Below are 25,439 nucleotides of genomic sequence, written 5' to 3'. Positions count from 1 at the left end.
CACGGCCGATTGCCGCAGGCGTTTTCGCCCGATCAGTTGCCCGTTTCGCCGGCAAGCGCGTGGTCGAGCGCCGTCGCTGCGCCGAGCAGTGCGGGATATTCGGCGAGGATGACGTAGCAGGGAATCCGCGCGAGGTAGTCCGAGAACCGCCCTTTCTGTTCGAAGCGCCGGCGAAAATCCGATCGATCGAAGAATTCGCCGAGCTTCGGCACGATTCCCCCGCCGATATACACGCCGCCGAATGCGCCGAGCGTCAGCGCGAGGTCGCCGGCGACGGTGCCGAGCATCGCGCAGAAGACCTGCAGCGCTTCGGCGCACCACGGACAGCTCGCGGCCATCGCCCGGGCGCTGATCTCGTCCGCTTCGAGGGCCAGCGGCGGGGCGCCCGCGAGCTGCCGGATCGCGTCGTGCAGGGCGATCAGCCCCGGTCCCGACAGCGCCCGCTCGGCCGACACGTGGCCGAAGCGCGCGGCGAGCACCGCGATGAGCTCCGCTTCGCGTGGCGTGGACGCCGCCAGCGTGACGTGCCCGCCTTCGCCTTCGAGCGGCGCGTAGCCGTTGCCGCAGCGCACCAGTCCCGACACGCCGAGGCCGGTCCCCGGCCCGATCAGTGCGACCGGCCGCCCGGCGCGCTCGTGGCCGCCGCCGATCTGACGCCGTTCACCGGCTTGCAGCCGGGGCAGCGACAGCGCCAGCGCGGTGAAGTCGTTGAGGACCACGAGCCGCGCGAGCCCGAGATCCGTGCGCAGCTGCTCGATCGAAAACGACCAGTCGTGATTCGTCATCTGCACCCGATCGCCCTCGACCGGATTGGCGATGCCGAACGCGGCGACACGCGGACCGGCAAGCCCCCGTTCCGGCAGCAGGTAAGCCCGGACGGCCTCGAGGAGGCCGGCGTGATCGTCGCAGCACAGCGTGCGAAAGCGCGTCGGCGGGCTGCCGGGCGAGTCGATGACGGCAAAGCGGGCGTGCGTGCCGCCGATATCGCCGATCAGCCGGGGGTAGGTGTCGGAGCAGCCAGTGGACATCAGGGCGAGCGAAGCGGATGGACAGAATCGGGAGAGTGCCCGCCGCGCGAAAAAGTGTCCACCTTGCCGCCCGGCCCGCAGGCGGCTCACACGCGGCAACCGCGGAGCGGGCTGGAACTGCGACAATTGGCGATTCGACACTGAACAGCGGGGAGAAGTACGGATGAGGACGGCAGGCGACAACGCGGCGGGCAGGGCATGGTGGAAGGAAGCCGTCGTGTATCAGATCTATCCGCGCAGCTTCATGGATTCGAACGGCGACGGGATCGGCGACCTGAACGGCATCACCGCGCGGCTCGATTACGTGAAATCGCTCGGCGTCGACGTGATCTGGATCTGCTCGGTGTTCAAGTCGCCGAACGATGACAACGGGTACGACATCAGCGACTACCGGGCGATCATGGACGAGTTCGGCACGATGGCGGATTTCGACCGCCTGCTCGCCGAAGTCCACCGCCGCGGTATGCGGCTGATCCTCGATCTCGTCGCGAACCACACCAGCGACGCGCATCCGTGGTTCCTCGAGTCGCGCTCGTCACGGAACAATCCGAAGCGCGATTGGTACCTGTGGCGCGACGGCAAGGACGGGCGCGAGCCGAACAACTGGGAGAGCATCTTCAAGGGCTCGGCGTGGAAACACGATGACGAGACCGGCCAGTATTTCCTGCACCTGTTCTCGGAGCGCCAGCCGGACCTGAACTGGGACAACCCGGAAGTGCGGACCGCGATCTACGAAATGGTCCGCTGGTGGCTCGACAAGGGCGTCGACGGTTTCCGGCTCGACGCCGTCAGCCACAAGAAAAAGGAGCCGGGCCTGCCCGACATGCCGAATCCGCATGGCCTCGATTACGTGCCCTCGTTCGAGAAGCATATGAACGTCGATGGCGTGCTCGACTACCTGGACGAGTTGTGCCGCCACACCTTCGACCACTACGACGTGATGACCGTCGGCGAAGCCAATGGCGTGTCGCCGGAGCAGGCCAGAGCTTGGGTCGGCGAGGAGCACCGGCGGCTCAACATGATCTTCCAGTTCGAGCACTCCGCGCTATGGAAGAAGGCGCCGCGCAACGGGCTCGACCTTCCGGCGCTCAAGGCGGTGCTGACGAAATGGCAGAAGAGCCTCGAAGGCATCGGCTGGAATGCGCTGTTCCTCGAAAACCACGACCTGCCACGGGTCGTTTCGCGCTGGGGCGACACCGGCCGCTACTGGCGCGAGAGCGCGACCGCGCTGGCGACGATGTATTTCCTGATGCAGGGCACGCCGTTCATCTACCAGGGGCAGGAGCTCGGCATGACGAACAGCCGCTTTGCGGCGATCGACGATTTCAACGACGTCCTGACGAAGAACCGCTTCGCGCTGATGAAGCGCGAAGGGCTCGCCGAGCGTGACATCATCGACCTGCTGGCGATCGTCTCGCGCGACAACGCGCGCACGCCGATGCAGTGGGACGGGTCGGCGAACGCCGGATTCAGCCCCGGCACGCCGTGGTTGCGGGTCAATCCGAACTTCAACGAGATCAACGCCGAGCTGCAGGAGCGCGACCCGGCGTCGGTGCTGAACCATTACCGCCGCCTCATGGCGCTGCGCAAACGCGAGCCGGGGCTCGTCCATGGCCACTACGAGCTCCTGATGGAGGGCGATGCGCAGGTGTACGCCTACACGCGCACGCACGACGCTCGGCGCTATGTGATCATCACGAACATGACGCGTGACGAAGCCCGATATCACCAGCCGGGCCTGCCGCTGGACGACGGCGGATTGCTGCTCGCGAACCAGCCGGTCGAGCCGCACGCCCCGACCGAGAGTCTTTTGCTCAGGCCGTACGAGGCGCGCGTGTACCGCCTCGGCTGACCTAACGCGGGTGGCGCTGCGGAAGGCGCCGGGAGTCGCGCGACGAGCATGTGTCGACAATCATCGTCATATCCGATAATTTTTGTGCATCCAATCATTACTGAAACTAATTCCGCGCCATGAAAACAACTCTTCGCATCGCTTCCCTGTGCCTGTGCAGCCTCGCGTTTCCGGCGGCCCACGCGGCCGCACCCGCATCCGCCGCAACCGCTCCGGCTGCCCAGGCCGATCTCGTCCAGCGCGCCGACGAGAACCGCAGCCGCCGCCTGCTCGAGAAGGCCGTCGCGCACTATCGCGAGAAGGGCGAAGCCGCGCTGGCCGATTTCAATCGATCGCCGGCGTTCAGCGACAAGGAGCTTTATGTCTATGTGCTGAGCATGGACGGCGAAATGCTCGCGAGCGGCGGACCGTCCGTCGCGCTGGTCGGACGCAACGTCGCGACGATGAAGGATGTCTCGGGCAAGGCGTTTTTCCGCGACATGCTCGACACCGCGGCGAAGACCGGCCATGGCCGCATCGAGTACCGCTGGCTCAACCGCGTCGATAACCGCGTTGAGCCGAAGGTTACCCTGTTCGAGAAAGTGAACGACCGCATCATCGCCGTCGGCTACTACACGCCGCGCGCCACCGCCGAGCAGGCGAAAGGCCTGCTCGAGCGCGCCGTCACCGCGCTGAACGACAAGGGCGACACCGCGCTGGACGCGTTCAACGCGGTCGACGGCGGTTTCATCCAGGACGATCTCTACGTCTTCGTCATCGATATCCCGACCCGGCGCTTCGTCGCCCACGGCGGTTCTCCCGCGATGGTCGGCACCGACGGCAGCGCGCTGCGCGACCCGAAAGGCAAGGCCATCGTCACCGACATGCTGAATATCGTCGGGCGCAAGGGCGAAGGGGAGCTCGATTACGCCTGGCGCAATCCGCTGACGGAAAAGCTCGAGTCGAAACACAGCTTTTTCCGCAAGGTCGGCGACAAGATCGTCGGCGTGGGCTATTACACGCGCTGAGCCGCGCCGGCCAGCAAAAATGCTTGCGTCGCGCGACGGGCATGCCCATAATGCCGGCCTGCGGCGTCTCGCGGTAGCTCGCAAGAGCGGGAAAGCTTAACCAAATCGATGATTCAACAGGATTTTCGATGAAATTACGGTGATTCCGAAAAAATACCGCGAGGTGGTTGACGCAGCAGCGAGACCTGTTAGAATCTCGCTTCTTCACAAAGCGCCCGTAGCTCATCTGGATAGAGTACTTGGCTACGAACCAAGGGGTAGGGAGTTCGAATCTCTCCGGGCGCGCCACGGATTCAGGCAAAAAGGCCAGTCGAAAGACTGGCCTTTTTGCTTGTGCGTTTCTGCGAAACCGTCCTTTTAGCATTACGGCATGGGGTTCGCAGGGACGCGCCATTACGGTTAGCATTGGAGCAAAATGACTCTGCTCCTGATCATACTGCTGCCGTTCGCCGGCAGCCTGTGCGCCGCCTTCCTCCCGTCGAACGCCCGCAATGCCGAAGCATGGCTCGCCGGGCTGGTGGCGCTCGCGTCGACCCTGCTGACCGCGAGCCTGTATCCGCAGGTTTCCGACGGAGGCGTCGTGCGTGCGTCGCTGCCGTGGGCGCCGGAACTCGGCCTGAGCTTCTCGCTGCGGCTCGACGGCTTCGCGTGGCTGTTCGCGATGCTGGTCGCCGCGATGGGCACCCTCGTCGTCGTGTATGCGCGCTATTACATGTCGCCGGCCGACCCGGTGCCGCGGTTCTTCTCCTTCTTTCTCGCGTTCATGGGCGCGATGCTCGGCGTGGTGCTGTCGGGCAACCTGATCCAGATGACGATGTTCTGGGAGCTGACGAGCCTCGCCTCGTTCATGCTCATCGCGTACTGGCATCATCGCGTGGACGCTCGCCGGGGCGCGCGCATGGCGCTCACCGTCACGGCAGCAGGCGGACTTTCGCTGCTGGGTGGCGTGCTCCTGCTCGGCCATATGGCGGGAAGCTACGACCTGGACATCGTGCTCGATTCGGCGGCGGTGATCCGGTCGCATCCCTGGTATCCGGCCGTGCTCGGGCTGATCGCGTTCGGCGCGCTGACGAAGAGCGCGCAGTTCCCGTTCCATTTCTGGCTGCCGCACGCGATGGCGGCGCCGACGCCGGTTTCGGCCTATCTGCATTCGGCGACCATGGTCAAGGCCGGGGTGTTCCTGCTGGCGCGGCTGTGGCCCGTGCTCTCCGGGACTGACGCCTGGTTCTGGATCGTCGGCGGCGCCGGCTTGTGCTCGCTGGTGATCGGCGCCTACCTGGCGATGTTCCAGGAGGACATGAAAGGCGTGCTGGCGTACTCGACGATCAGCCATCTCGGTCTCATCACGCTGCTGCTCGGGATGAACACGCAACTGGCGCTGGTCGCCGCGGTGTTTCACATCGTCAATCACGCCGCGTTCAAGGCTTCGCTGTTCATGGCGGCCGGCATCGTCGACCACGAGACCGGTACGCGTAACCTGAAGCGCCTGTCCGGTCTTTACCGTGCGATGCCGATCACCGCGACACTGGCGTTCGTCGCCGCCGCGTCGATGGCCGGCGTGCCGCTGCTCAACGGTTTCCTGTCGAAGGAGATGTTCTTCTCCGAAACCGTCTTCCTGCAGCGCCCCGACGTGCAGCGGATCGGACTGCCGCTTGCGGCGACGGTCGCGGGGATGTTCAGCGTCGCCTATTCGCTGCGCTTCATCGCCGAGGTCTTCCTCGGCCCGCAGGCCACCGACCTGCCGCGCGCGCCGCACGAACCGACGCGCTGGATGCTGCTGCCGAGCGCGCTGCTGGTGCTGATGTGCCTGTTGGTCGGGGTTTTTCCGGCGCACACCGTCGGCCCGTTCCTGAAGACGGCGACGACCGCGATCCTCGGCGCCGATGCGCCTGCCTACAGCCTCGCGATGTGGCACGGGTTCAACCTGCCGGTGCTGATGAGCTTCAGCGCGCTTGCCGGGGGAATCCTGCTGCACGTTCTGCTGCGGCGCCATCCGGGGATCCGCGCGCCGCTGTTCGGCCGCTTCGACGGCAAGCGGGCGTTCGACCTGGCGCAGACCGGAATCATGTCGGGTTCCGAGCGTGCGCTGCGGGCGCTGTCCTCGCGTCGCCTGCAGACGCAGTTGCTGCTGGTGGTCGGGGTCGCGGTCGTCGGCGCGCTTTATCCGGCACTGACCGCGGGGTGGTCGTGGGGCACGCGCCCGGTCCTTCCTCCTCACCCGGCTTTCGTGCTGATGTGGGTCATCGGCGCGGCGTGCGCGGTCGCCGCCGCGTGGCAGGCCAAGCATCACCGTTTCGCCGCGCTGATCCTGTCCGGGGGCGCAGGGCTGGCGACGAGCCTGACCTTCGTCTGGTTCTCCGCGCCCGATCTCGCGCTCACGCAACTCACCGTCGAGGTCGTCACGGCGGTGCTGATCCTGCTCGGGCTGCGGTGGCTGCCGCGGCGCGACGAGCGCTTCCGCCTGGGCGAGCGGGTGCCGCTGAGCACGCGCGTGCGCCGCGCCCGCGACACCCTCATCGCCACCGCGGCGGGACTCGGACTCGCCGGTCTCGCCTATGCCATCCTGACCCGCCCCCCGACCGACGGCATCTCGCCGTTCTTCGTCGAACGGGCGCTGCCGGACGGCGGCGGCCTGAACGTCGTGAACGTGATCCTCGTCGATTTCCGGGGGTTCGACACCTTCGGCGAAATCACCGTGCTCGGGATCGTCGCGCTGACCGTGTATGCGCTGCTGCGCCGCTTCCGCCCGGCGCCCGAGAGCGTCGCGCTGCCGCGCCAGCAAAGCGAGCAGGACGGAGCGGACGGCGACAGTGAAGAGCGGCTGCCGGACCCTGCGGCGCTGCTGCCGGACGGCTACCTGATGCTGCCGGCGGTGATCGTGCGCCTGCTCCTGCCGCTGGCGACGCTGGTGTCGCTGTTCTTCCTGCTGCGCGGGCACAATGCGCCGGGCGGCGGCTTCGTCGGCGGGCTCGTGCTCGCGACCGCGGTGATCCTGCAATACATCGTCGGCGGCACCGTGTGGGTGGAGTCGCGCCTGCGCATCCATCCCCAGTACTGGATCGCGCTCGGGCTGCTCGGCGCGGGAACCGCCGGGGGCGGCGCGTGGCTTGCCGGCGAGCCGTTCCTGTCGAGCCGGTCCTGGCACGGCGAGCTGCCGCTGCTGGGTGAAATCCATCTGTCGACGGTGCTGCTGTTCGATCTCGGGGTCTACATGCTCGTCGTCGGGGCGACGGTGCTGATGCTGGTCGCGCTCGCGCACCAGTCGCTGCGCAGCCACCATCGCAAGGCGATGCTCGCGCGCGGAGGATTCGTCTGATGGAAATCGTCCTCGCACTGGCGATCGGGATCATGGGCGGCTCCGGCGTGTACCTGCTGCTGCGCCCCCGCACCTTCCAGGTCATCATCGGCCTGTCGCTGCTGGCATATGCGGTGAACCTGTTCATTTTCAGCATGGGGCGGCTCAATCTCGGCCGCGCGCCGGTGATCGTGCCGTCCTTCGGCAGCAATCCCGCGTTTTACGCCGATCCGCTGCCGCAGGCGCTGGTGCTGACGGCGATCGTCATCGGTTTCGCGACGACCGCGCTGTTCCTCGTCGTGCTGCTCGCGTCGCGCGGATTGACGGGCACCGACCACGTCGACGGACGGGAGCCGGAGCAGGAATGACGAAGCCGATGCGTGTCGCTGCCTTACCCCGCCGGCTCGACCGCTCCTTTGCCGGAGCCGCGGCATGAGCGGCTGGCTGCAGCATCTGCCGATCCTGCCGGTCGTGCTGCCGCTGTTCGCGGGAGCGGCGATGCTGCTGTTCGGCGAAACACAGCGGCGAGCGCGCACCATTCTCGCGCTGACCGCGACGCTCGCGCAGCTGGTCGTCGCGGTCACGCTGCTGGGAATGAGCGGCGGGCTGATCAGTGCGCCGTGGAGCGGCGAGGTCGGCGCTTATGCGCTCGGCGGCTGGGCCGCGCCGTTCGGCATCGTGCTGGTCGTCGACCGCCTGTCGGCGATCATGCTCACGCTGGGCGTGACGCTGGGACTCGCGACGCTCGTGTATTCGCTCGCGCGGTGGGAGCGCGCCGGCACGCATTTTCTGCCGCTTTCGCAGTTCCTGCTGATGGGGATCAGCGGCGCCTTCCTGACCGGCGACCTCTTCAACCTGTTCGTCTTTTTCGAAGTGCTGCTCGCCGCGTCGTACGGGCTCGTGCTGCACGGCTCGGGCGCGACGCGGGTGAGGGCGGGGCTGCATTACATCGTCGTCAATCTCGTCGCGTCGCTGCTTTTCCTGATCGCGGCGGCCCTCATCTATGGTGTCACCGGCACGCTCAACATGGCCGAACTGGCGCTGCGCATCCCGCTCCTCGTCGGGGACGAACGGGCGCTGGTCGATGCGGCCGCGGCGCTGCTCGGCGTCGTGTTCCTCGTCAAGGCGGGCGCGTGGCCGCTCAACTTCTGGCTGGTCGCAGCCTACGGCGCGGCAGCCGCGCCGGTGGCGGGCGTGTTCGCGATCCTGACGAAAGTCGGCGTCTATGCGCTGATGCGCTTCGAAACGCTGCTCGGCGACGCCGCGCCGGCCCCGTTCGGCGGGGAATGGATGTTCTACTGCGGCCTCGCGACGATCGCCACGGGGACGCTCGGAATGCTCGCCGCGCAGCAGCTGGACCGCCTCGCCGGCTGCACGGTGATCGTCTCGTCGGGAACGTTGCTGACGGCGTTCGGCTTCGACGGCTACGCGCTGACGGGCCCCGGCCTGTTCTATCTCGTCAGCTCGGTGCTCGCGAGCGGCGCGTTCTTCATGGTCATCGAAATGGCCGAACGCGGCCGGGCGATCGCGGCCGATCTCCTCGCGGTCAGCTTCGAAGCCTTCGGGCTCCAGGATCCCCAGGACCCCAGGCAGATCGAGAGCGTCGTCGGCTTTCCGATCCCGGCCGCGATGGCCTTCCTCGGCCTGGCGTTCATCCTGTGCGGGGTGTTGCTGACGGGCCTTCCTCCGCTGTCGGGGTTCGTTGGGAAGTTCACGCTGCTCGTCGCGGCGATCGCTTTCGAGCCCGGGGCCGGCTCCAATGCCCCGCAACCCTGGCTGTTCGTCGCCGCGCTGCTGCTCTCCGGCTTCGCCGGCGTGGTCGCGTTGTCGCGCATCGGGGTGCGCATCTTCTGGGGCACCGAGCGCAGCGTGCCGCAGCTGCAATGGACCGAAGCCGTCCCCGTCACCGCGCTGCTGCTGCTGTGCGTCGCGCTCGCGGGCGGCGCCGGGCCGGCGATGACGTATTTCAACGCTACCGCCCGATACCTCGAGGGCCGAGGCTACGTCGAGGCGGTGCTGCCGGCGATGACGGTGACGGAAGGCTTCGCGCGATGAGACGCAGGGTGCCGGTCCTGCCGGTCTTTCTCCTGGTGATGTGGCTGTCCCTCAACGGCAGCCTCGCGCCGGGGCAGATCGCGCTCGGCGTGTTGTTCGCGGGCCTGGTCACGCTCGCCGTCGCGGCCCTGCGCCCGGTGTCCGCGTGGCCGCGACGCTTCGACGTCGCGGTTTGCCTGTTCTTCGTCGTCCTCGTCGATGTCGTCCGCTCCAACATCGCGGTCGGCAGCGTCATCCTCGGCGCGTCGAGGCGGCAGCCGCATGTCGGTTTCATGAAGATTCCGCTCGAACTGCGCGATCCGCACGGACTCGCCGTGCTGGCGATGATCATCACCGCCTGCCCGGGCTCGGTGTGGGCCGGACACGACAGGGAGAGCAATGTGTTGACGCTGCATATCCTCGACCTGCAGGACGAAGCGGCGTGGATACGAACGGTCAAGCAGCGCTACGAACGACCTCTGATGGAGATCTTCGGATGAATCACGTCCTTCCGTGGGCGGTGTACTTCGCCCTGATGTGCGTTTCGGTCGCGATGGGGTGCGCCACGATCCGCCTGCTGCGCGGCCCGCAGGCGCAGGACCGCGTGCTCGCCCTCGACACGCTGTACATCAACGGCATGCTTGTCGTGCTTACGCTGGGAATCGGTTTCGGCTCGGGCATCTACTTCGACATCGCGCTGCTGATCGCGCTGTTCGGCTTCGTCGGCGCCACCGCGATGGCGAAGTTCCTGCTGCGCGGCGAGGTCATCGAGCCATGAACGCGATCAACGTGCCGTTGTGGGCGGCGCTCCCCGCGGCCGCGCTGCTGGTGATCGGCGGGCTATTGACGCTGGTCGGTTCGCTCGGATTGCTGCGGCTGCACGATTTCCATGCCCGCATCCACGCGCCGACGATGGGAAGCACGCTGGGCGCGGGCTGCATCCTGCTCGCCTCGATCCTGGTTTCGTCAGCGCTCGCGCAGCGGCCGGTGGTGCATGAAGTGCTGATCGCGGTGTTCGTCGTCCTCACTTCGCCGGTGACCGCGATGCTGCTGATGCGTGCTTCGATCTACCGTCGGCGCGGTTGATCAGCCGGCGCTGTCGATCGTAGCCGGCTGCCATTACCATTGACTTTTGCTATCGCGGTGGCGAACGGGCCACCGCTCCGGAGGAAGCTGGAATGCTTGGGGAATGCGAGCGCGAACTCGCGCATACGCGACAGATCACCTGCCGCGCCTATCGCCGCAAGGACGGCCTGTATGAAGTCGAAGCGACGGTGGCGGACGAGAAGGCGCAGGAGATGATTTTTCGCTCGCGCGAGCCGATCCGTCCCGGCGAACTGATCCATCACATGACGATCGCGTTCCTGATCGACCGGGAGTTCACGATCCTGGACGTGGAGGCGCGGATGATGGCGGCGCCGTGGCCGGTGTGTCCGGAAGCCGCTGCGGCGTATCGTCGCCTCATCGGGCTCCACATCGGGCCCGGATTCGGCCGGCAGGTGCGCGAGCGCGTCGGCGGCACGGAAGGATGCGCGCATCTGACCGACCTCATCACCCAGGTCGGCAACACCTACACGCAGGCCTCGTGGCCGGACCGCGTCGCGCGCCAGATCGCCATCGATCCCGACCCGCGGCGCTGGCCGGATGCACGCGCGGTCGCGTTCGTCGGCGAATGCCTCGCATGGCGGCGCGACGGGGAGACGCTGCGCGGGGAATATCCGCAACTCGCCGGCGAGTGAAGCCGGGCTGACTGCTATCAGGCGCCGAGCGTCATCAGGCTCGCATTACCTCCGGCAGCGGCGGTGTTGATGCTGACGGTGCGCTCATGGATGAGCCGCGCCGGATCGTATCCGGGCTCGGGCTGCAGCAGCGGCACGATCGGGCCGTCGCGTTCGGCGAGGCGCACGCGCCACGCGTCGGCCTCTGCCGCGGTGCCGTCGAGCAGCAGCGCGCCGAACCGGTGGCCTTCCCGGTCGGTGTCCAGCGTCACCGCTTTTCGCACCGGACTCGGCAGGGCGTCGAACAGTGCGCGATGCGCGGCATCGTCCGTGAATACGATGCGGTTGCCGCTCGCGAGCGCGGCGAGGAGTTGGTGCAGGCGTCCGACGGTGGTTGTGGCGACGCCGGCGACGAGGCCGCGCGGGACGAAACGCAGGCTGTTGTCTTCGCCGGTCGGGCCGGGCAGGGCGAGCCGCAGGCCAGCGAGGCGCGTCGCGCGGCAGGCGGCGATCCGCTCGTGCAGGAATGCGCGGCCGGCGTCGTCGATCAGCGTCCGCCCTGCAGCGTCGAGCCAGGCAACGAGGCAGCCGAACGCCTCGCCGTCCGGGAGCCGGTCGCGGCCCTCCAGCGCCGGCCCCGGGCCGCGGCGCAGCAGGCGATGGACGTACAGCGGGCCGCCCGCTTTTGGTCCGGTGCCGGACAGGCCTTCGCCGCCGAAAGGCTGCACGCCGACGACGGCGCCGATCATGTTGCGGTTGACATAGAGGTTGCCGACGCGGGCGTGCGCGATGACGGCATCGATCGTCTCGTCGATGCGCGAATGCACGCCCATCGTCAGGCCGTAGCCGGTCGCGTTGATCGCGTCGAGGAGGCGGTCGAGCTCCTCAGCGCGGTAGCGCAGCACGTGCAGGATCGGACCGAAGTGCTCGCCGCCGACGTCGCGGATGTCGCCGACCTCGATGATCGTCGGCGCGACGAAAGTGCCCCGGCTGCAGCGCTGCGGCAACGCGAGGCGGGTGATTTTCGCGCCGTTCGCGTGCATCGCGGCGACGTGGCGCTCGAGCGCCGCCTGGGCGTCCGCGTCGATGACCGGACCGATGTCGTTGCGCACATCCGACGGGTCGCCGAGCCGCATTTCGTTGAGCGCGCCGCGCAGCATCGCGAGCACGGCGTCGGCGACGTCGTCCTGCAGGCACAGCACGCGTAGCGCCGAGCAGCGCTGGCCGGCGGAGTCGAAAGCCGACGCGATCGCGTCGGCGACGACCTGCTCGGCGAGCGCCGTGGAATCGACGATCATCGCGTTCTGCCCGCCGGTTTCGGCGATCAGCGGCACGTCGCCGCCGCGCCTGGCGAGGGCGCGATTGATCTGCGTCGCGACTTCGACCGAGCCGGTGAACAGCACGCCGCGTACGCGCGGGTCGGCGACCAGCGCTGCGCCGACGGTGTCGCCCCGGCCGGGCAGCAACTGCAGGACCGCCGCGGGCACGCCGGCTTCGCGGAACAGGGCCACTGCCGCGCTGGCGATCAGCGGGGTCTGTTCAGCCGGTTTGGCGAGCACCGGGTTGCCTGCGGCGAGTGCCGCCGCAATCTGGCCGGTGAAAATCGCCAGCGGGAAATTCCACGGGCTGATGCACAGCAGCGGCCCGAGCGCGACATGGCTGGCGTTGTCGAAGCCGCGCACCCGGGCGGCGTAGTAGCGGCAGAAATCGACCGCCTCGCGCACTTCCGCAAGGGCATTGGCCCATGACTTGCCGGCTTCGCGGACCGCCAGCGCGACGAGCTCGTCGGTGTCGCGCTCGATCAGTTCGGCGGCGCGGTCCAGGCAATCGGCACGTGCCGCCGGAGCCCGCATCGCCCACCCAGGGGCGGCACCGGATGCCGCCGCGAGCGCCCGTTCGACATCGGCCTCGTCGGCCTGAACGACCATCCCGACGACGTCGGAGTGGTCGGCCGGATTGCGCACCGCGCGCACGTTGTCGCGTGCGGCGGGCGATGCTGCACCGTTCGCGAGCAGCGGTCCGGCGCGGCGCACGACGCTGCGGCTGCACTGCAATGCAGCGCCGAAGCGCTGGCGGACCGGCTCGCTCGCGAGGTCGTGGCCCGCCGAATTGCGCCGCTCGCTGCCGTACAGGTCGGCCGGCAGCGGAATCCGCGGGTGAGGCGCGCCGGCGAGCGGCAACGCTTCTTCGACCGGGTCGGCGACCAGCTCGTCGATGCTCACGTTTTCATCCACGAGGCGATTGACGAAGCTCGAGTTCGCGCCGTTTTCGAGCAGGCGCCGGACGAGGTAGGCGAGCAGCGTCTCGTGGCTGCCGACGGGCGCGTAGATGCGCACCCTGCGCCGCCGGCCGCCGTCGCCAACGACCTGGTCGTAGAGCGGCTCGCCCATGCCGTGCAGGCACTGGAATTCGTAGTCGCCAGCCGCATAGTCGTCGCCCGCGAGCTGGAAGACCGCCGACAGCGTGTGCGCATTGTGCGTCGCGAACTGCGGATAGAGGACGTCGCGCGCTGCAAGCAGCTGTTTGGCGCACGCGAGGTAGGCGACATCGGTGTACAGCTTGCGCGTGAAGACCGGGTAGCCGGCGAGGCCTTCGACCTGGGTGCGCTTGATTTCCGCGTCCCAGTATGCCCCCTTGACGAGCCGCACCATCAGGCGCCGGCCGCTGCGCCGCGCCAGCTCGATGATCCAGTCGACGACTCGCGGAGCGCGTTTCTGGTACGCCTGCACGACGAAGCCCAGGCCTTGCCAGCCGGCCAGTTCGTCGTCGAGCGCGAGCGCTTCGAGCAGGTCGAGCGACAGCTCCAGGCGCTCGGCTTCCTCGGCGTCGATGTTCAGGCCGATGTCGTAGTCCCTCGCCAGCACGCACAGCGATTTCAGCCGCCGCAGCAGCTCGGCGAGCACGCGCTCGCGCTGCGACCACACGTAGCGCGGATGCAGCGCCGACAGCTTGACCGAAATGCCGTCGCCGTCGACCACGCCACGGCCGGCCGACGCTTTGCCGATGGCGTGGATCGCCTCTTCGTAGCCGGCGAGGTAGCGCCGCGCGTCGGTCGCCGTCATCGCCGCCTCGCCGAGCATGTCGAACGAGTAGCGGTAGCCGCGCCGGCGCGCCGTGGCGCTGCGCTCGAGCGCTTCGGCGATGCTGCGGCCGGTGACGAACTGTTCGCCGAGCAGGCGCATCGCCAGGTCCATGCCGCGGCGGATCAGCGGTTCGCCGCCGCGCGCGAGCATCCGCGTGAGCGCGCTCGAAAGCCCTTGCGCGCTGCTCGTCGCCACCAGCCTTCCCGTCACCAGCAGGCCCCACGTCGCGGCATTGACGAACAGCGACGGGCTGTGGCCGAGGTGCGCATGCCAGTCGCGGTGGGCGAGCTTGTCGCGGATCAGGCGGTCGGCAGTCGCGGAGTCGGGCACCCGGAGCAGCGCTTCGGCGAGGCACATCAGCGCGACCCCTTCCTGGCTCGACAGCGAAAACTCCTTCATCAGCGCGTCGACGCCGCTGGAGCGCGTGCGCGTCGCCCGCAGTCCTGCGACCAGCTCGCGCGCCTGTGCGCCAATGCGCGCCTGCATTTCCGCATCGAGCCGCGCGGCGCGGATCAGCGCCGGCACGCACTCGGGTTCTGGCGTTCGCCAGGCGGCGTCGATGCGCCGGCGCAGTTCGGAACGGGCGGCGGCGGGGAGGGCGGCAGTGGCGGGATCGGGGATTTCGGGCTTCATCGCGAGGAGGACTCCTGAAGGCGCGATCGGGCGCTGCAGCCGCCGCTCGCGTGTACGCATCCGGCCGTCGCCGCGGTCCGCGATCGAGCGCGGCGGGCAGGCGACGGGTGGACGGGATTCTTGCACGGTTGGAGCCGAATTTTCTGCTGCGCCGGCGGCGGCCTCATGCACCGCCCTCCGCAAGGGCGATCCCTGCCGGGCGCCGGTCCGCGCTACGGGAGCGCTTTGACGAGCGGCTCGTGCAGATACTGGCGCAGCTGGTGGGCGGACATCGGTCGGCCGAAGAGATAGCCCTGCAGGATGTCGCAGTCGGCGGCGGCGAGGAAGTCCGCCTGGGCGCCGGTTTCGACCCCTTCGGCGCCCACCGAGATGTTCAGCGCATGCGCCATCTGGATCACCGCCCGCACGATGACGGCGGTGTCGCCGTCATCGGGCAGGTCGCGCACGAAGCTCTGGTCGATCTTGAGGGTGCTGACGCGAAAACGCTTGAGGTAGCCGAGCGACGAATAGCCGGTGCCGAAATCATCGATCGCGAGCGTGAAGCCGGCGGCGTGCAGCGCCTCGAGCACTCTCGCTCCCCGCGCTTCGGTCAGCGTGCTTTCGGTCAGCTCGAACTCGAATCGCTCGGCCCGCTCGCCATGTCGCGCGAGGGTCCGGCAAAAGCCGTCGATGACCGCTTCGCCGCGCAGCAGCTGATGCGGAGAAACGTTGACCGCCACTTTCGGCACCTCGACATCCGCGGCACGCAGCCACGCGAGGTCGCGGCACACCTGGCCGAGCAGCCAGTCGCCGAGCGCGGTGATGAGCCCGGAACGCTCGGCCACCGGGATGAACTCGGCCGGCGAGACCTGCAAACCGTCCGGTGCCTGCCAGCGCGCCAGTGCTTCGACTCCGAGGAAACGACGCGTCCGGGCGCACAGCTTGGGCTGGTACGCGACCCACAGCCCGCCGTCCGTCGCCGCCAGCGCCTGCCGCAGGCTGGTTTCGAGCCGGAGATCGTTGCGCACCTTGCCGTCGATCGCTTCGGAGAAGAACTGGTAGCCGTTCTTTCCCTGCCCCTTGACGACATACATCGCCATGTCCGCATGGCGCAGCAGCGCGACGGGATCCTCCCCGTCGGCGGGCAGCATCGCGATCCCGACGCTCAGCCCGATGTGGATCGGCGTCGGATCGGTCGGAAAGGGTTCGTTGATCGTCGCGATCAGCTTGCAGGCCACCCGTGCCGCGTCATTCGGACCACCGAGCGCGTGAAGAACCGCGGCGAATTCGTCGCCGCCGATGCGCGCGACGACATCCTCGGAGCGCAGCGCTTCGCGCAGGCGCGCCGCGATCATCGTCAGGACGCGATCGCCGACTTCGTGGCCGAACGAGTCATTCACTTTCTTGAAGCCATCGACGTCGAGGAACAGCAGCGCGGCCGACCCGCCCTCGCGGCGCACGCGGCTGACGGCCTTCGCCAGTTCCTGCTCGAACAGCCGCCTGTTCGGCAGCCCCGTCACCTGGTCGTAGAGCGCGAACTGCTCGAGCTGCTCTTCGGTGCGGGCAACACGCCGACGCAGGCGGCCCGTCAGGCGGTACGCCAGCGCCAGCGCAACGGCGGCGATGCCCAGCACGCCGGCGGCGTATTCGAGCAGGCGCCAGTAGAGCGACGTGAAATCCACGTGCAGGAACAGCGTGCCGACCGGCGCGCCCTTGAAGCGCACCTCCTCGCGGATCACCCCGCCGGTCAGCCCGAGTGCTGTCCGCTCGGGCAGGGGGTGGTCCGCGAACGCGGTAGCGTCGTGTCCGGGCATCAGGTTCGGGAAGGCGCGTTGTCCCTCCGGATGCGATGCCAGCAGGAGGCCATCGGCGCGATACAGCGCTCCGGCCACGATGCGCGGCGTGAGCCGGATGGCGGTGATGATTTCCTGGCCGGCCCGGGCATCCTCGAATACCAGCGCCGCACTGCTGTTTTCGGCAATGATCGCCGCTTCGGTGTGCAGCTCTTCGAGCAGCGCCCGACGCCCGGCGAAATATTGATGCACGACAAGCAGGAAAAACGCGATCAGCAGCGCGAGCCCCATCGACAGCAGGCTCAGGCGGCGCGAGCGTCGCAGACGGTGAGATTCTTCCATCGCTACTCCAGTACGGTCCGCGCCAGGCGCAGTGCTTTCGAACTCACGTTCAGTCCCGCCCGACGAGCCGCGCGCAGATCGACATCGAAAACCACCCTCCCTGCAACCAGTTCGAGGTTCACCATGACGCCGCGCTGCAGATCGCCCGGCGTATCGCCGGCCAGCAGCGGGCCCGGGCCGGGGGGCGAAGCGAGAAGGGCCGCATCGTCTCCCTGCGACACGTACAGCGCATGGCATCGAACGGCCCCGGTCTCATCGGTGCGCAGCACGCGCAGCCGCCGCTTGCGGAGGATTTTTCCGTCGAGCCGCACCAGCGCATCGGCGACCGGGCTGTCGCTCAGATAACACACCGCGAGCGCCTCTTCGGCCTCCTCGCCGCTCTCGGGCCACTCGACGAAAAGCAGCATGTTGACCAGGATCGCTGCCTTGATCTCGGGTTCGGACGCCTGGCGTTGCGCGAGGGCCGGCGGCGACAGCGCGAGCAGCAGCGCGAGCAGGAGGCCGCGCAGAGGGAGTGGAACAGACATGGCCGGCCGGGTCAGAGGGCCAGTGTCCAGCGCAGGCGGAACTGGCGCCGATCCTGCTCGACCGCATCCTGCACAAAAGAGGATGACACCGGATCGCTGTAGCGACGGTCGCCGAGGTTGTAGAGGCCGAGGCTCCACTCGCCGAGTCCGGCGCGATGGGGCGCCGACAGCACGAGGTTGAACAGGCCGTGGCTCGCGCTGCGGCGATTGCGCGACAGCCGGTCGGCCATGCCCTGCCACTGCCCGGCAGCCGTCCAGCCACCGGGCAAGGGCAGCCCGAAAACGAGTTTTCCGAGCAGGCGCGGCGAGTTGGCCAGCGTGCTTCCATCGGCCATCCGCGAGCGCTGCCATGCGAGGCTGCCGCGCAGCCGGTAGCCGGCGGCCCAGCGGTTCTCGGCATCCACCTCGACGCCATGGACGCGCACGGGCGGCAAGTTATCAAAGACCAGGAAACCGTCGGCCGGATCGGACACCTGGTCGATCATGTTCCGCATTTCGTTCCGGTACAGGCTCATGCCGGCCCGCCCGCTCTGGCCGAGGCGAAAATCCGCTGCGAGTTCGACGCTGCGAACACGCTCCGGACGCAATTCCGGGTTCGCCTTCTGGAAGATCCCGTCGGCGTAAAAACGCTCATAGGCGTTGGGCGGCCGGTAGGCATGATCGAATATCGCCTTCAGCGTCAGGTCGCGGGTTGGCTGGTGGATCAGCGCGACGCGTGGCGAGACGATCGGCGAATAATCGCTATGCTGGTCGCGGCGCGCGCTGACGTTGAGCAGCCACTGCGGATGGAGGCGCCACTCGTCCTGCACGAAAAATCCGTAGGTGTGCGAAGGATTGTCGGTATGCAGGAGCACTGTGCGCCGATTCACGTCGAAGAGGCGCTGCAATAAACGCGCGTTCTTTTGCAGTTCGGCGCCGAACATCCAGCGGTGGCCGACGCCGAGCGCGCCGCTCAGCCGGTAGTCGCCGCCGAACCAGTGGGCTCGCCCCGTGGATCGCGCCTGATCCCGGTTGTCGAGTCCGTCGGCAAAGCGGTAGTCGCCGTCATAGCGATAGGCGCCGCTGAAAACCCGGAACTGCTGCTGCCAGCCGTTTTCGAGATGGCTGTCGTGGGCCAGGTCGAGCAGACCGTGCTGGTCGAGCGTGCGCGTGCCGGCTTCGCCGAAAACCGTGCCGAAAGGGGCGTTCGGCAAGTCCTTGTCGCGTCTCGAAAAGCTCCCGCTCAGCCGCCAGCGGCCCTGACTGAGCTTGCCGTAGAGTTTCTGGTAGGTCTCGCCGTCGAGGCCGCGTGCCCAGCCGTCGGTCGCAGTGTCGTCGAATTCGGCATGGTAAAGGTCTTCGCCCTGGGCTTCGTACGCGGCAAAACCGACGAACCAGTCGCCGTCGTTCGCAAGGCGCCGGCCGGCGACCGCGCCGAGCCGCCGGCTCTGCCCGCTGCCGGCATCGACGCTGACCCGCGCACCCTCGACATCCCCGCCGTCGAGCATCACGGCATTGACGGTGCCGAACAATGCATTGCCGCCATAGACGGCGGAACCCGGACCCGGGATGAATTCCAGGCGCTTGACCCAGTCGATCTCGATCGGCGCTTCGTTGCCGACCTGAGCCTGGTCGTAGAGCGCGTCGTTGCGGCGGGCGCCGTCGGTGAGCAGCAGCACGCGCGAATTGTAGTCGCCCGGGCGGCTGAAGCCGCGCACGCCGAGGTAGGTGTAGTTGCGATCGTTGCTGGTGTATACGCCGCGCACGCTCGACAAGGCTTCGGCGAGGGTCCGGTAGCCCTGCTCGCGCAGCTCGTCGTGCGCAATGACCGTTACCGAAGCGGGACTATCCGACAGCGGCTGGGGGTAACGCGCGGCGCCGCGCACCTCGACGCGCAGCAGGTCGTCAAGCGACAGATCCACCAGCTCCGGATCATGCGAACTGTGCGCGAAGAGCGTGCCGGACTGGCCAAAACAAGCGACCGCGACCGCAACCGCCAGGGGCTGTTGCCAAAGAACCTGCGCTCCCATCCCGCGCTCCCTGCATGGTTACGATGAACGTATCGAGAAACAAAAGGAAACAAAAGTGCGGGATAGTACGTACATCATCTCCACGCCGCAATGACGAGGCGCGGGGTCGGCGCGATCGTCAGTGGCGAGGCGCAATGCAGGCGTCTGGGAGGCCACTCCGGGTAGCGGGCCTCGCATCGGCGCGCGCTTCTGTGTTTCAATTTCCCACGCGACGGGCTGCACGGCAGCATGCCGCGCCGGACTGCCTGCTTCCCGCCGAAAGGACCTTTCCATGCCAGGAAAATGGATGTCCAAGCGCATGCTCTGGACCGCCGCGATCACGGCGGCGGGGGCCGGCGCCGTGGCGCTCGTGGCGATGAACTTCTCCACGCCGGAAAAGAAGCTGGAACAGGTGCTCGCGCACCGCTTCGCAGTCGCCACGCCGCAGTTCCGGCGCGAAATGTCGGTGCTGCTCGGGCCGCCGATCATCGCCGGCAATCGCGTCACCGCACTGCAAAATGGAGACGAGATATTCCCGGCGATGTTGCAGGCCATTCGTGGCGCCCGCGCTTCGATCACCTTCGAGACGTACATCTACTGGTCCGGCGAAATCGGCAGGGAATTCTCCGATGCGCTGGCCGAGCGCGCGCAGGCCGGCATTCCGGTCCATGTCACGATCGACTGGGCGGGCAGCATCAAGATGGACGAGCGCCTGCTGCGGAAGATGGAGCAGGCCGGGGTGCGGGTCCATCGCTACCGGCCGTTGCACTGGTACTCGCTGGACCGGCTCAACAACCGCACGCACCGCAAGTTGCTGGTGGTCGACGGGCGCATCGGCTTTACCGGCGGCGTCGGCATCGCCGACCAATGGCTCGGTCACGCGCAGGATCCCGAGCATTGGCGCGACTCCCATTACCGCATCGAGGGTCCGGCCGTCGCGCAGATGCAGGCGGCGTTCAACGACAACTGGATCAAGACGACCGGCGAAGTGCTCAGCGGTCCGGCCTATTTCCCGGAGCTGTCCCCGGTCGGGGACGTGGCCGCGCACCTCTTCCTCGCGTCGCCGTCGGGCGGCAGCGAGAGCATGCACCTGATGTACATGATGGCGGTGACCGCCGCGAAACATTCGATCGACCTCGCCGCGTCGTACTTCGTGCCGGACGAGCTGATCGTCAAGGCGCTGATCGCCGCCCGGCAACGCGGGGTGCGCATCCGCGTCCTGCTGCCCGGCCCGTACATCGATTCGGACGCAGTGCGGTTCGCGTCGAAAGCCGGATGGGGTCCGCTGCTGCACGCCGGCATCGAGATCCACGAATACCAGCCGACGATGCTGCACACGAAGCTGCTGGTGGTCGACCGCGAGGTGGTGTCGGTCGGGTCCACCAATTTCGACATCCGTTCGTTTCGCCTCAATGACGAGGCGAGCCTCAATCTCTACGACCGGCCGTTCGCCGAGAAAATGATCGCGGTCTTCGAGGCCGACCTCGCCCAGGCGCAGCGCTACACCTATGAAATGTGGCAGCAGCGGCCGATGAAGGACAAGCTGGTCGAGAAATTCGTGCTGCCGCTGAAGTCGCAGCTGTGACGAGGGCCGGGGCGCGCAAATCCCGCACCCCGCGGCGGTTCGACTCAGCCAGCCGGGGAGGCTAGACTGGATTCAGGGTTTCGGGGGCGCACTGCCGTCCTGGCGGCAGATTGACGAGAGGGATCGACATGGAAAAGATGAACCTGCTTTTGTTGCCCGGGCTGCTGAACGGGGCGAGCCTGTTCGAACACCAGGTGGAGGCGCTGGCGGACGTGGTTGGCATCACGATCGCCGACCTGACCGGTTCGGACTCGATGGCCGGCCTTGCGGAGGATGCGCTGGCGCAAGCGCCCGAAGGGCCGTTCGTGCTTGCCGGGATGTCGATGGGCGGGTATGTCGCCTTCGAGATCCTGCGCCGGGCACCGCACCGTGTGCGGGCACTGGTGCTGCTCAGCACGAGCGCGCGTCCCGACACGCCCGACGCCACGGCGGCGCGCGAGGAGCTCATCGAACTTGGCGCCACCGATTTTCCGGCGGTCATCGAAAAACTGCTGGCGCGCATGGCGCACCCCGAGCATGCCAACACCCCCGAGGTGGGCGGCGTGTTCCAGTCGATGGCGACCGGCCTCGGGTACGAAGTGTTCGTACGCCAGCAGCGCGCGATCATCGGCCGCGCGGACAGCCGGCCCACGCTCGCCGACATCGAATGCCCGACGCTCGTCCTGTGCGGGCAGGATGACGTCATCACGCCGCCGGACGTGCACCGTGAACTGGCGGCGGGGATTTCCGGTGCGCGGCTCCATGTCATCGAGGAATGCGGTCATCTCGTGCCGCTCGAGCAGCCCGAACAGGTCACCGGGCTGCTGCGCGACTGGTTGGCGGCACTCGTGATCCCGCCGAGGACGCCGGGAACCTGACAAAGACCGTCGTCACCGACTCAAGCAACCGCCCCGAACAGCGCCCCGACGCCGGCAGTGACCGCCATCGCGAGCGCGCCCCAGAACGTCACGCGCCATGCCCCTGTCGGCACGGGGGCGCCGCCGACGCGGGCGGCAACGGCGCCGAGCAGGGCGAGGAACGCGAGCGACGTCCCCGAAACCCACGCCATCAGGCCCTGCGCCGGGGCCAGCGCCGTCACCGCCAGCGGCAGCGCTGCCCCGACCGCGAAGCTCGCGGCCGACGACAGTGCGGCCTGGACCGGCCGTGCGCTGAGCGTTGCGGAAATTCCGAGTTCGTCGCGCGCATGGGCGCCGAGCGCGTCGTGTGCCATCAGCTGGTCGGCAACCTGCTGCGCGAGGCCTGGCTCGAGGCCCCGCGCGATATAAATCGCGGCCAACTCGCGGTGTTCCGCGACCGGCTGCCTCTCCAGTTCGGTGCGCTCGCGCAACAGGTCGGCATTTTCCGCATCGGCCTGCGAATGCACCGATACATATTCGCCTGCGGCCATCGACATCGCCCCGGCCACCAGTCCGGCGACACCGGCCACGAGGGCAGCCCCCTGACCTGATCCGGCAGCTGCGACGCCGACCACCAGGCTGGCCGTCGAAACGATGCCGTCGTTGGCGCCGAGCACGGCGGCACGCATCCAGCCGAGGCGATCGGTGCGGTGACGTTCAGTGTGGCGGCGCGCGGACTTCATGATCGGCACTCCATGGGCGTCGATCCATACAGCATGGCCGCTACAGAGGCGCCGTCAAGATCGTGAATCACCTGGACAGGCTGGGCTGCATCGCGCACTCATGAACTGCGCCTCCAAGCAATTCCCGCGGGCAGCAGCCCGTTGTTGCTTCAGCCGAACCGGAAAGCGGAAAGCGTGGTTTCGAGCACGCGATCCGAGAAGACGCGCTGACCGCGATCCTCACCGGCGGCGCCGGCGACCACCATCAGCGGCAGCAGATGCTCTTCGGCCTGCAGCGGGTGCGAAAGACGTGCCGAAGGCGCCTGCGCCCAGTCGACCAACGCCTGATGGCGGTGCTGCGGCGCCGCCTCGACCGCCGCCGTGAGCCAGCGGTCGAACTCGTCGGAGACGGGCCCGAAACGGGGATCGCCATAACCGCGCATGTTGTGAAAGCTCATGCCGCTGCCGATGATCAACACCCCTTCGTCACGCAGCGCCGCCAGCGCCTGGCCTGCCTGCAGATGCGCCAGCGGATCGAGATCCCGGCGCAGCGACAGTTGCACCACCGGGATATCGGCAGTCGGGAATATCAGCTTCAGCGGAATGAACATGCCGTGATCGAAGCCGCGGTGGGCGTCCGTTTTCGCCGGCAGCTGCGCCTGGCCGAGCAGCGCGGCAATCCGCCCCGCCAGGTGCGGCTCGCCAAGGGCGTCATAGCGCAATTCGTACGTGTGGGCCGGGAAACCGTAGTAGTCGTAGATCAGCTCCGGCCGTACGCCACCGGTAACGCTGAACACGGGCTCCAGCCAGTGCGCTGAAACGACGACCACGGCCTGCGGGCGTTGCGGCAGGGTAGCGGCCACGCTCTTGAGGAAGCCGGCCATCGCGTCCCAGGCCGTGGGCGGGTTCCAGTCCATGAAGAAGCAGGGGCCGGCACCATGGGGAACGAACAGGGTCGGCATCCGGGAATTGATGCGCGCGGGGACGGCTTGCGTAGTCTCGGACATATGCGCCACTCTCCTGGGGAAACGCCAACGCTGCAAAGTACCACTTGCGGCGCCGTACGGTTGAATCCTGATGAGGTGAAACTGATGCGCAATTCATTTGCGCATCGTCAAAGCGGTGGTAGTGCCAATTATCGCGCGCAGCTACACAGCGAAGCGAAAAAGCAAAAAACCCAACCACCGCGAAGTGATTGGGTTTTTTGTACTTATTTGGTTGCGGGGGCAGGATTTGATCGTTATTTCACCAAGCAAAAAAAAACCGGCTCCGCCAGTTCGGCAGTCAGCGCACCGTTTTCCGGAATAAGGCGGACTTCACCGCCCACGATCTTGCGGATCGCCTCGCGTGCGCTGGTGATGTCCTCGACCGCTTCCAGTCTGGCCACCAGGTCGCGGTAGATCTCGCGGGCCCTGGGTAGGATCTGCGTCGGCTCGAAGCGCTCGATCGCGGTAAGCTCGGCCTGCGCATCGGCGGCCTGGCGCTCGGCCTCCATCAGTGCCGCCTTGGTGGTGGGGGTGATGATGCCAGCGCGGATGGCCGCCATCAGGTTGTCGAGCTCCTTGTGCGCGTGCGCAAGCTTCCGCTTTGCGACGCCCGGGTCAGGCTTGGCCTGCTTCAACAGCGCACATGCCTCCGTTTCGAAGGCCCGGTAGGCCTCGTCCGAAAGAAGCGAGTCTTTGATGCCGGCCAGCAGGACCTTTTCGATGGTCGCGCGCCGCACCTTCAACCGGTTCCCACACACCGACGGACCGCGGTTCTTGTGCGTCGCGCATCCGTAGTCCGTGCGCCCCTGGATCACGAACGCTCCACCACACTCCCCGCACTTCAGGAGCCCGGAGAAAAGGTATTTCGGCGCACGTCCGCCAGAGCCCTTGCCGGCTTTCCGTTTTGCCGCGGTGTTACGCTTCACCGCCCGGGCGCGCGCCTCGCATGCTCTCCACAGCTCGTCGTCGACGATCTTGAGTTCGGGCGAGTCGATAATCACCCACTCGGACATCGGGCGCAGCGTGCGCCGGCGCCGGCCGGTTGCCGGATCCTTGATCCAGGCGGTGCGGTTCCACACTTGGTGGCCGTTGTAGATGGGATTCCCGAGCATGCCCACGCCCTTGCTGTCGGGGTAGAGCGCAGAGTGCGCCCAGGTGCCGCCACGGGGGCTCGCAACGCCCCGACGGTTGAGCTCGTCGGCGATCTGTCGTGGACTCGCGCCCGCGGCATAGCGCTCGAAGACGAAGTGGACCCAGCGCGCCTGCTCCTCTTCGATGAGACGGCGGTGGCCATTGCCGTCAAACTCGCTTCGGTACCCATAGGGCAGACCTCCCGCGCTGTAGCCCTCCAGCGCCTGGCCCATGAGGCCGCGGTGCGTCTTCTTCGCCAGGTCGTCGAGGTACCACTCGCTCATCAACCCGCGAAGGCCCGTCTCGAGCTTGTAGCCGTCGCGACTGGTGTCCGTTCCGTCCGACACGCCAATGATGCGGATCCCGGAGAACTTGAGCCGGCGCACCGCTTGCGCGCTCTCAATGTGGTCCCGCGACAGGCGCGAGAGGTCATCGACCAGCAGCACATCGAAGGCACCAAGCTCGGCCGCCTCGAGCATGGCTTGGTACCCGGGACGATCGCTGCGTGAACCTGAGACCGCTTGATCCTGGTAGAGGGCCGGGGCCTGCCAACCCACGCGCTGGCAATAGACCTCGATGTTTCGGAGCTGGTCGCGGATCGAGGTCTCGCGCTGAGCGTCGGACGAGAATCGGCAGTAGGCGGCGGTTCGCATCTGAAATAGCTTATCGGGTTGACCGCCGGCTTTGAACGGCACGATTTGAACGCTCTGGCTCCATGCCGCGCGGCTTCTTGGGTTGTGGTGTCGAATGGTCCCGAACAGCCTGCCGTGCGATGAGGCGAATCAGGGCGAGGTGGGCAGGGGTGAGCCCGCTCATCCGATTCACTCCTTCGGCGCCGGCAGCGATTTCGCCGCTGTCGCATGCTCGAGGACCGTCTTCCCGCTCGGCGGCAGGAACCGC

At 67.5% G+C, this 25,439-nt stretch carries 19 protein-coding genes and 1 tRNA gene; 12 read left to right on the top strand and 8 right to left on the bottom strand.

Features of this window, described 5'->3' with window-relative positions; all coding sequences use genetic code 11:
* Window positions 1-32 precede the first annotated feature (32 nt).
* Complete coding sequence (locus GO606_RS17650; RefSeq protein ID WP_169119119.1) at window positions 33-1,028, bottom strand: glucokinase; 996 nt, start codon at window positions 1,026-1,028, stop codon at window positions 33-35.
* Window positions 1,029-1,191: 163 nt separating this feature from the next.
* Between GO606_RS17650 and GO606_RS17645 the strand changes: the two genes are divergently transcribed.
* The 10 genes from GO606_RS17645 to GO606_RS17600 all read left to right on the top strand — a co-directional run bounded on the left by GO606_RS17645 (window position 1,192) and on the right by GO606_RS17600 (window position 10,955).
* Window positions 1,192-2,880, top strand: coding sequence for an alpha-glucosidase (locus GO606_RS17645; protein WP_169119120.1), 1,689 nt, complete (start codon window positions 1,192-1,194; stop codon window positions 2,878-2,880).
* Window positions 2,881-2,999: 119 nt separating this feature from the next.
* Window positions 3,000-3,887, top strand: a complete 888-nt coding sequence (locus GO606_RS17640; RefSeq protein WP_169119121.1) for a cache domain-containing protein — start codon at window positions 3,000-3,002, stop codon at window positions 3,885-3,887.
* A gap of 211 nt (window positions 3,888-4,098) precedes the next feature.
* A tRNA-Arg gene (locus GO606_RS17635) sits at window positions 4,099-4,175 on the top strand.
* 127 nt (window positions 4,176-4,302) lie between these two features.
* Window positions 4,303-7,203: a monovalent cation/H+ antiporter subunit A gene (locus GO606_RS17630; protein ID WP_169119122.1), complete on the top strand. Its 2,901-nt coding sequence runs from the start codon at window positions 4,303-4,305 to the stop codon at window positions 7,201-7,203.
* Window positions 7,203-7,550: a Na+/H+ antiporter subunit C gene (locus GO606_RS17625; protein WP_169119123.1), complete on the top strand. Its 348-nt coding sequence runs from the start codon at window positions 7,203-7,205 to the stop codon at window positions 7,548-7,550. The genes GO606_RS17630 and GO606_RS17625 overlap by 1 nt, the downstream gene beginning before the upstream one ends.
* Window positions 7,551-7,614: 64 nt before the next feature.
* Window positions 7,615-9,237, top strand: coding sequence for a monovalent cation/H+ antiporter subunit D (locus tag GO606_RS17620; protein WP_169119124.1), 1,623 nt, complete (start codon window positions 7,615-7,617; stop codon window positions 9,235-9,237).
* Complete coding sequence (locus GO606_RS17615; protein WP_169119125.1) at window positions 9,234-9,716, top strand: Na+/H+ antiporter subunit E; 483 nt, start codon at window positions 9,234-9,236, stop codon at window positions 9,714-9,716. The genes GO606_RS17620 and GO606_RS17615 overlap by 4 nt, the downstream gene beginning before the upstream one ends.
* The gene (locus GO606_RS17610) at window positions 9,713-9,994 is read left to right on the top strand and encodes a K+/H+ antiporter subunit F (protein WP_169119126.1); all 282 of its coding nucleotides are present in this window, start codon (window positions 9,713-9,715) and stop codon (window positions 9,992-9,994) included. Before GO606_RS17615 ends, GO606_RS17610 begins: the two co-directional genes overlap by 4 nt.
* Entirely contained in the window at window positions 9,991-10,302 is a 312-nt protein-coding gene (gene mnhG, locus GO606_RS17605; protein WP_169119127.1) for a monovalent cation/H(+) antiporter subunit G, read from the top strand. Before GO606_RS17610 ends, mnhG begins: the two co-directional genes overlap by 4 nt.
* 92 nt (window positions 10,303-10,394) lie before the next feature.
* Window positions 10,395-10,955 carry a DUF2889 domain-containing protein gene (locus GO606_RS17600; RefSeq protein WP_169119128.1) on the top strand — a complete coding sequence of 187 codons (561 nt, stop codon included), beginning with the start codon at window positions 10,395-10,397 and terminating at the stop codon, window positions 10,953-10,955.
* Window positions 10,956-10,972: 17 nt separating this feature from the next.
* On the opposite strand, the gene putA is transcribed toward GO606_RS17600, so the two are convergent.
* The 4 genes from putA to GO606_RS17580 all read right to left on the bottom strand — a co-directional run bounded on the left by putA (window position 10,973) and on the right by GO606_RS17580 (window position 19,192).
* On the bottom strand, window positions 10,973-14,650 hold the full coding sequence (putA, locus tag GO606_RS17595) for a trifunctional transcriptional regulator/proline dehydrogenase/L-glutamate gamma-semialdehyde dehydrogenase (RefSeq protein WP_169119129.1): 3,678 nt from the start codon (window positions 14,648-14,650) through the stop codon (window positions 10,973-10,975).
* A 212-nt stretch (window positions 14,651-14,862) separates the two neighbouring features.
* On the bottom strand, window positions 14,863-16,764 hold the full coding sequence (locus GO606_RS17590; RefSeq protein WP_246979718.1) for a putative bifunctional diguanylate cyclase/phosphodiesterase: 1,902 nt from the start codon (window positions 16,762-16,764) through the stop codon (window positions 14,863-14,865).
* A 2-nt stretch (window positions 16,765-16,766) separates the two neighbouring features.
* Window positions 16,767-17,291, bottom strand: coding sequence for a YfiR family protein (locus GO606_RS17585; protein ID WP_169119131.1), 525 nt, complete (start codon window positions 17,289-17,291; stop codon window positions 16,767-16,769).
* Between the two features lie 11 nt (window positions 17,292-17,302).
* Entirely contained in the window at window positions 17,303-19,192 is a 1,890-nt protein-coding gene (locus tag GO606_RS17580) for a TonB-dependent receptor plug domain-containing protein (RefSeq protein ID WP_169119132.1), read from the bottom strand.
* A 394-nt stretch (window positions 19,193-19,586) separates the two neighbouring features.
* On the opposite strand from GO606_RS17580, the gene GO606_RS17575 reads away from it, so the two are divergent.
* Complete coding sequence (locus GO606_RS17575) at window positions 19,587-20,864, top strand: phospholipase D-like domain-containing protein (protein WP_246979717.1); 1,278 nt, start codon at window positions 19,587-19,589, stop codon at window positions 20,862-20,864.
* A 128-nt stretch (window positions 20,865-20,992) separates the two neighbouring features.
* Entirely contained in the window at window positions 20,993-21,721 is a 729-nt protein-coding gene (locus GO606_RS17570; protein ID WP_169119133.1) for an alpha/beta fold hydrolase, read from the top strand.
* 20 nt (window positions 21,722-21,741) lie between these two features.
* On the opposite strand, the gene GO606_RS17565 is transcribed toward GO606_RS17570, so the two are convergent.
* The 3 genes from GO606_RS17565 to GO606_RS17555 all read right to left on the bottom strand — a co-directional run bounded on the left by GO606_RS17565 (window position 21,742) and on the right by GO606_RS17555 (window position 25,234).
* Window positions 21,742-22,443 (bottom strand): VIT1/CCC1 transporter family protein, encoded by a 702-nt coding sequence (locus GO606_RS17565; RefSeq protein ID WP_169119134.1) that lies wholly within the window; start codon window positions 22,441-22,443, stop codon window positions 21,742-21,744.
* Window positions 22,444-22,592: 149 nt separating this feature from the next.
* The gene (locus GO606_RS17560) at window positions 22,593-23,384 is read right to left on the bottom strand and encodes a DODA-type extradiol aromatic ring-opening family dioxygenase (RefSeq protein WP_169119139.1); all 792 of its coding nucleotides are present in this window, start codon (window positions 23,382-23,384) and stop codon (window positions 22,593-22,595) included.
* Window positions 23,385-23,662: 278 nt separating this feature from the next.
* Complete coding sequence (locus tag GO606_RS17555; RefSeq protein WP_246979716.1) at window positions 23,663-25,234, bottom strand: recombinase family protein; 1,572 nt, start codon at window positions 25,232-25,234, stop codon at window positions 23,663-23,665.
* Window positions 25,235-25,439: the final 205 nt, after the last annotated feature.

The organism is Aromatoleum anaerobium, from assembly GCF_012910705.2.
Taxonomy (GTDB): domain Bacteria; phylum Pseudomonadota; class Gammaproteobacteria; order Burkholderiales; family Rhodocyclaceae; genus Aromatoleum; species Aromatoleum anaerobium.
This window is presented reverse-complemented; position numbering and strand designations above follow the sequence as displayed.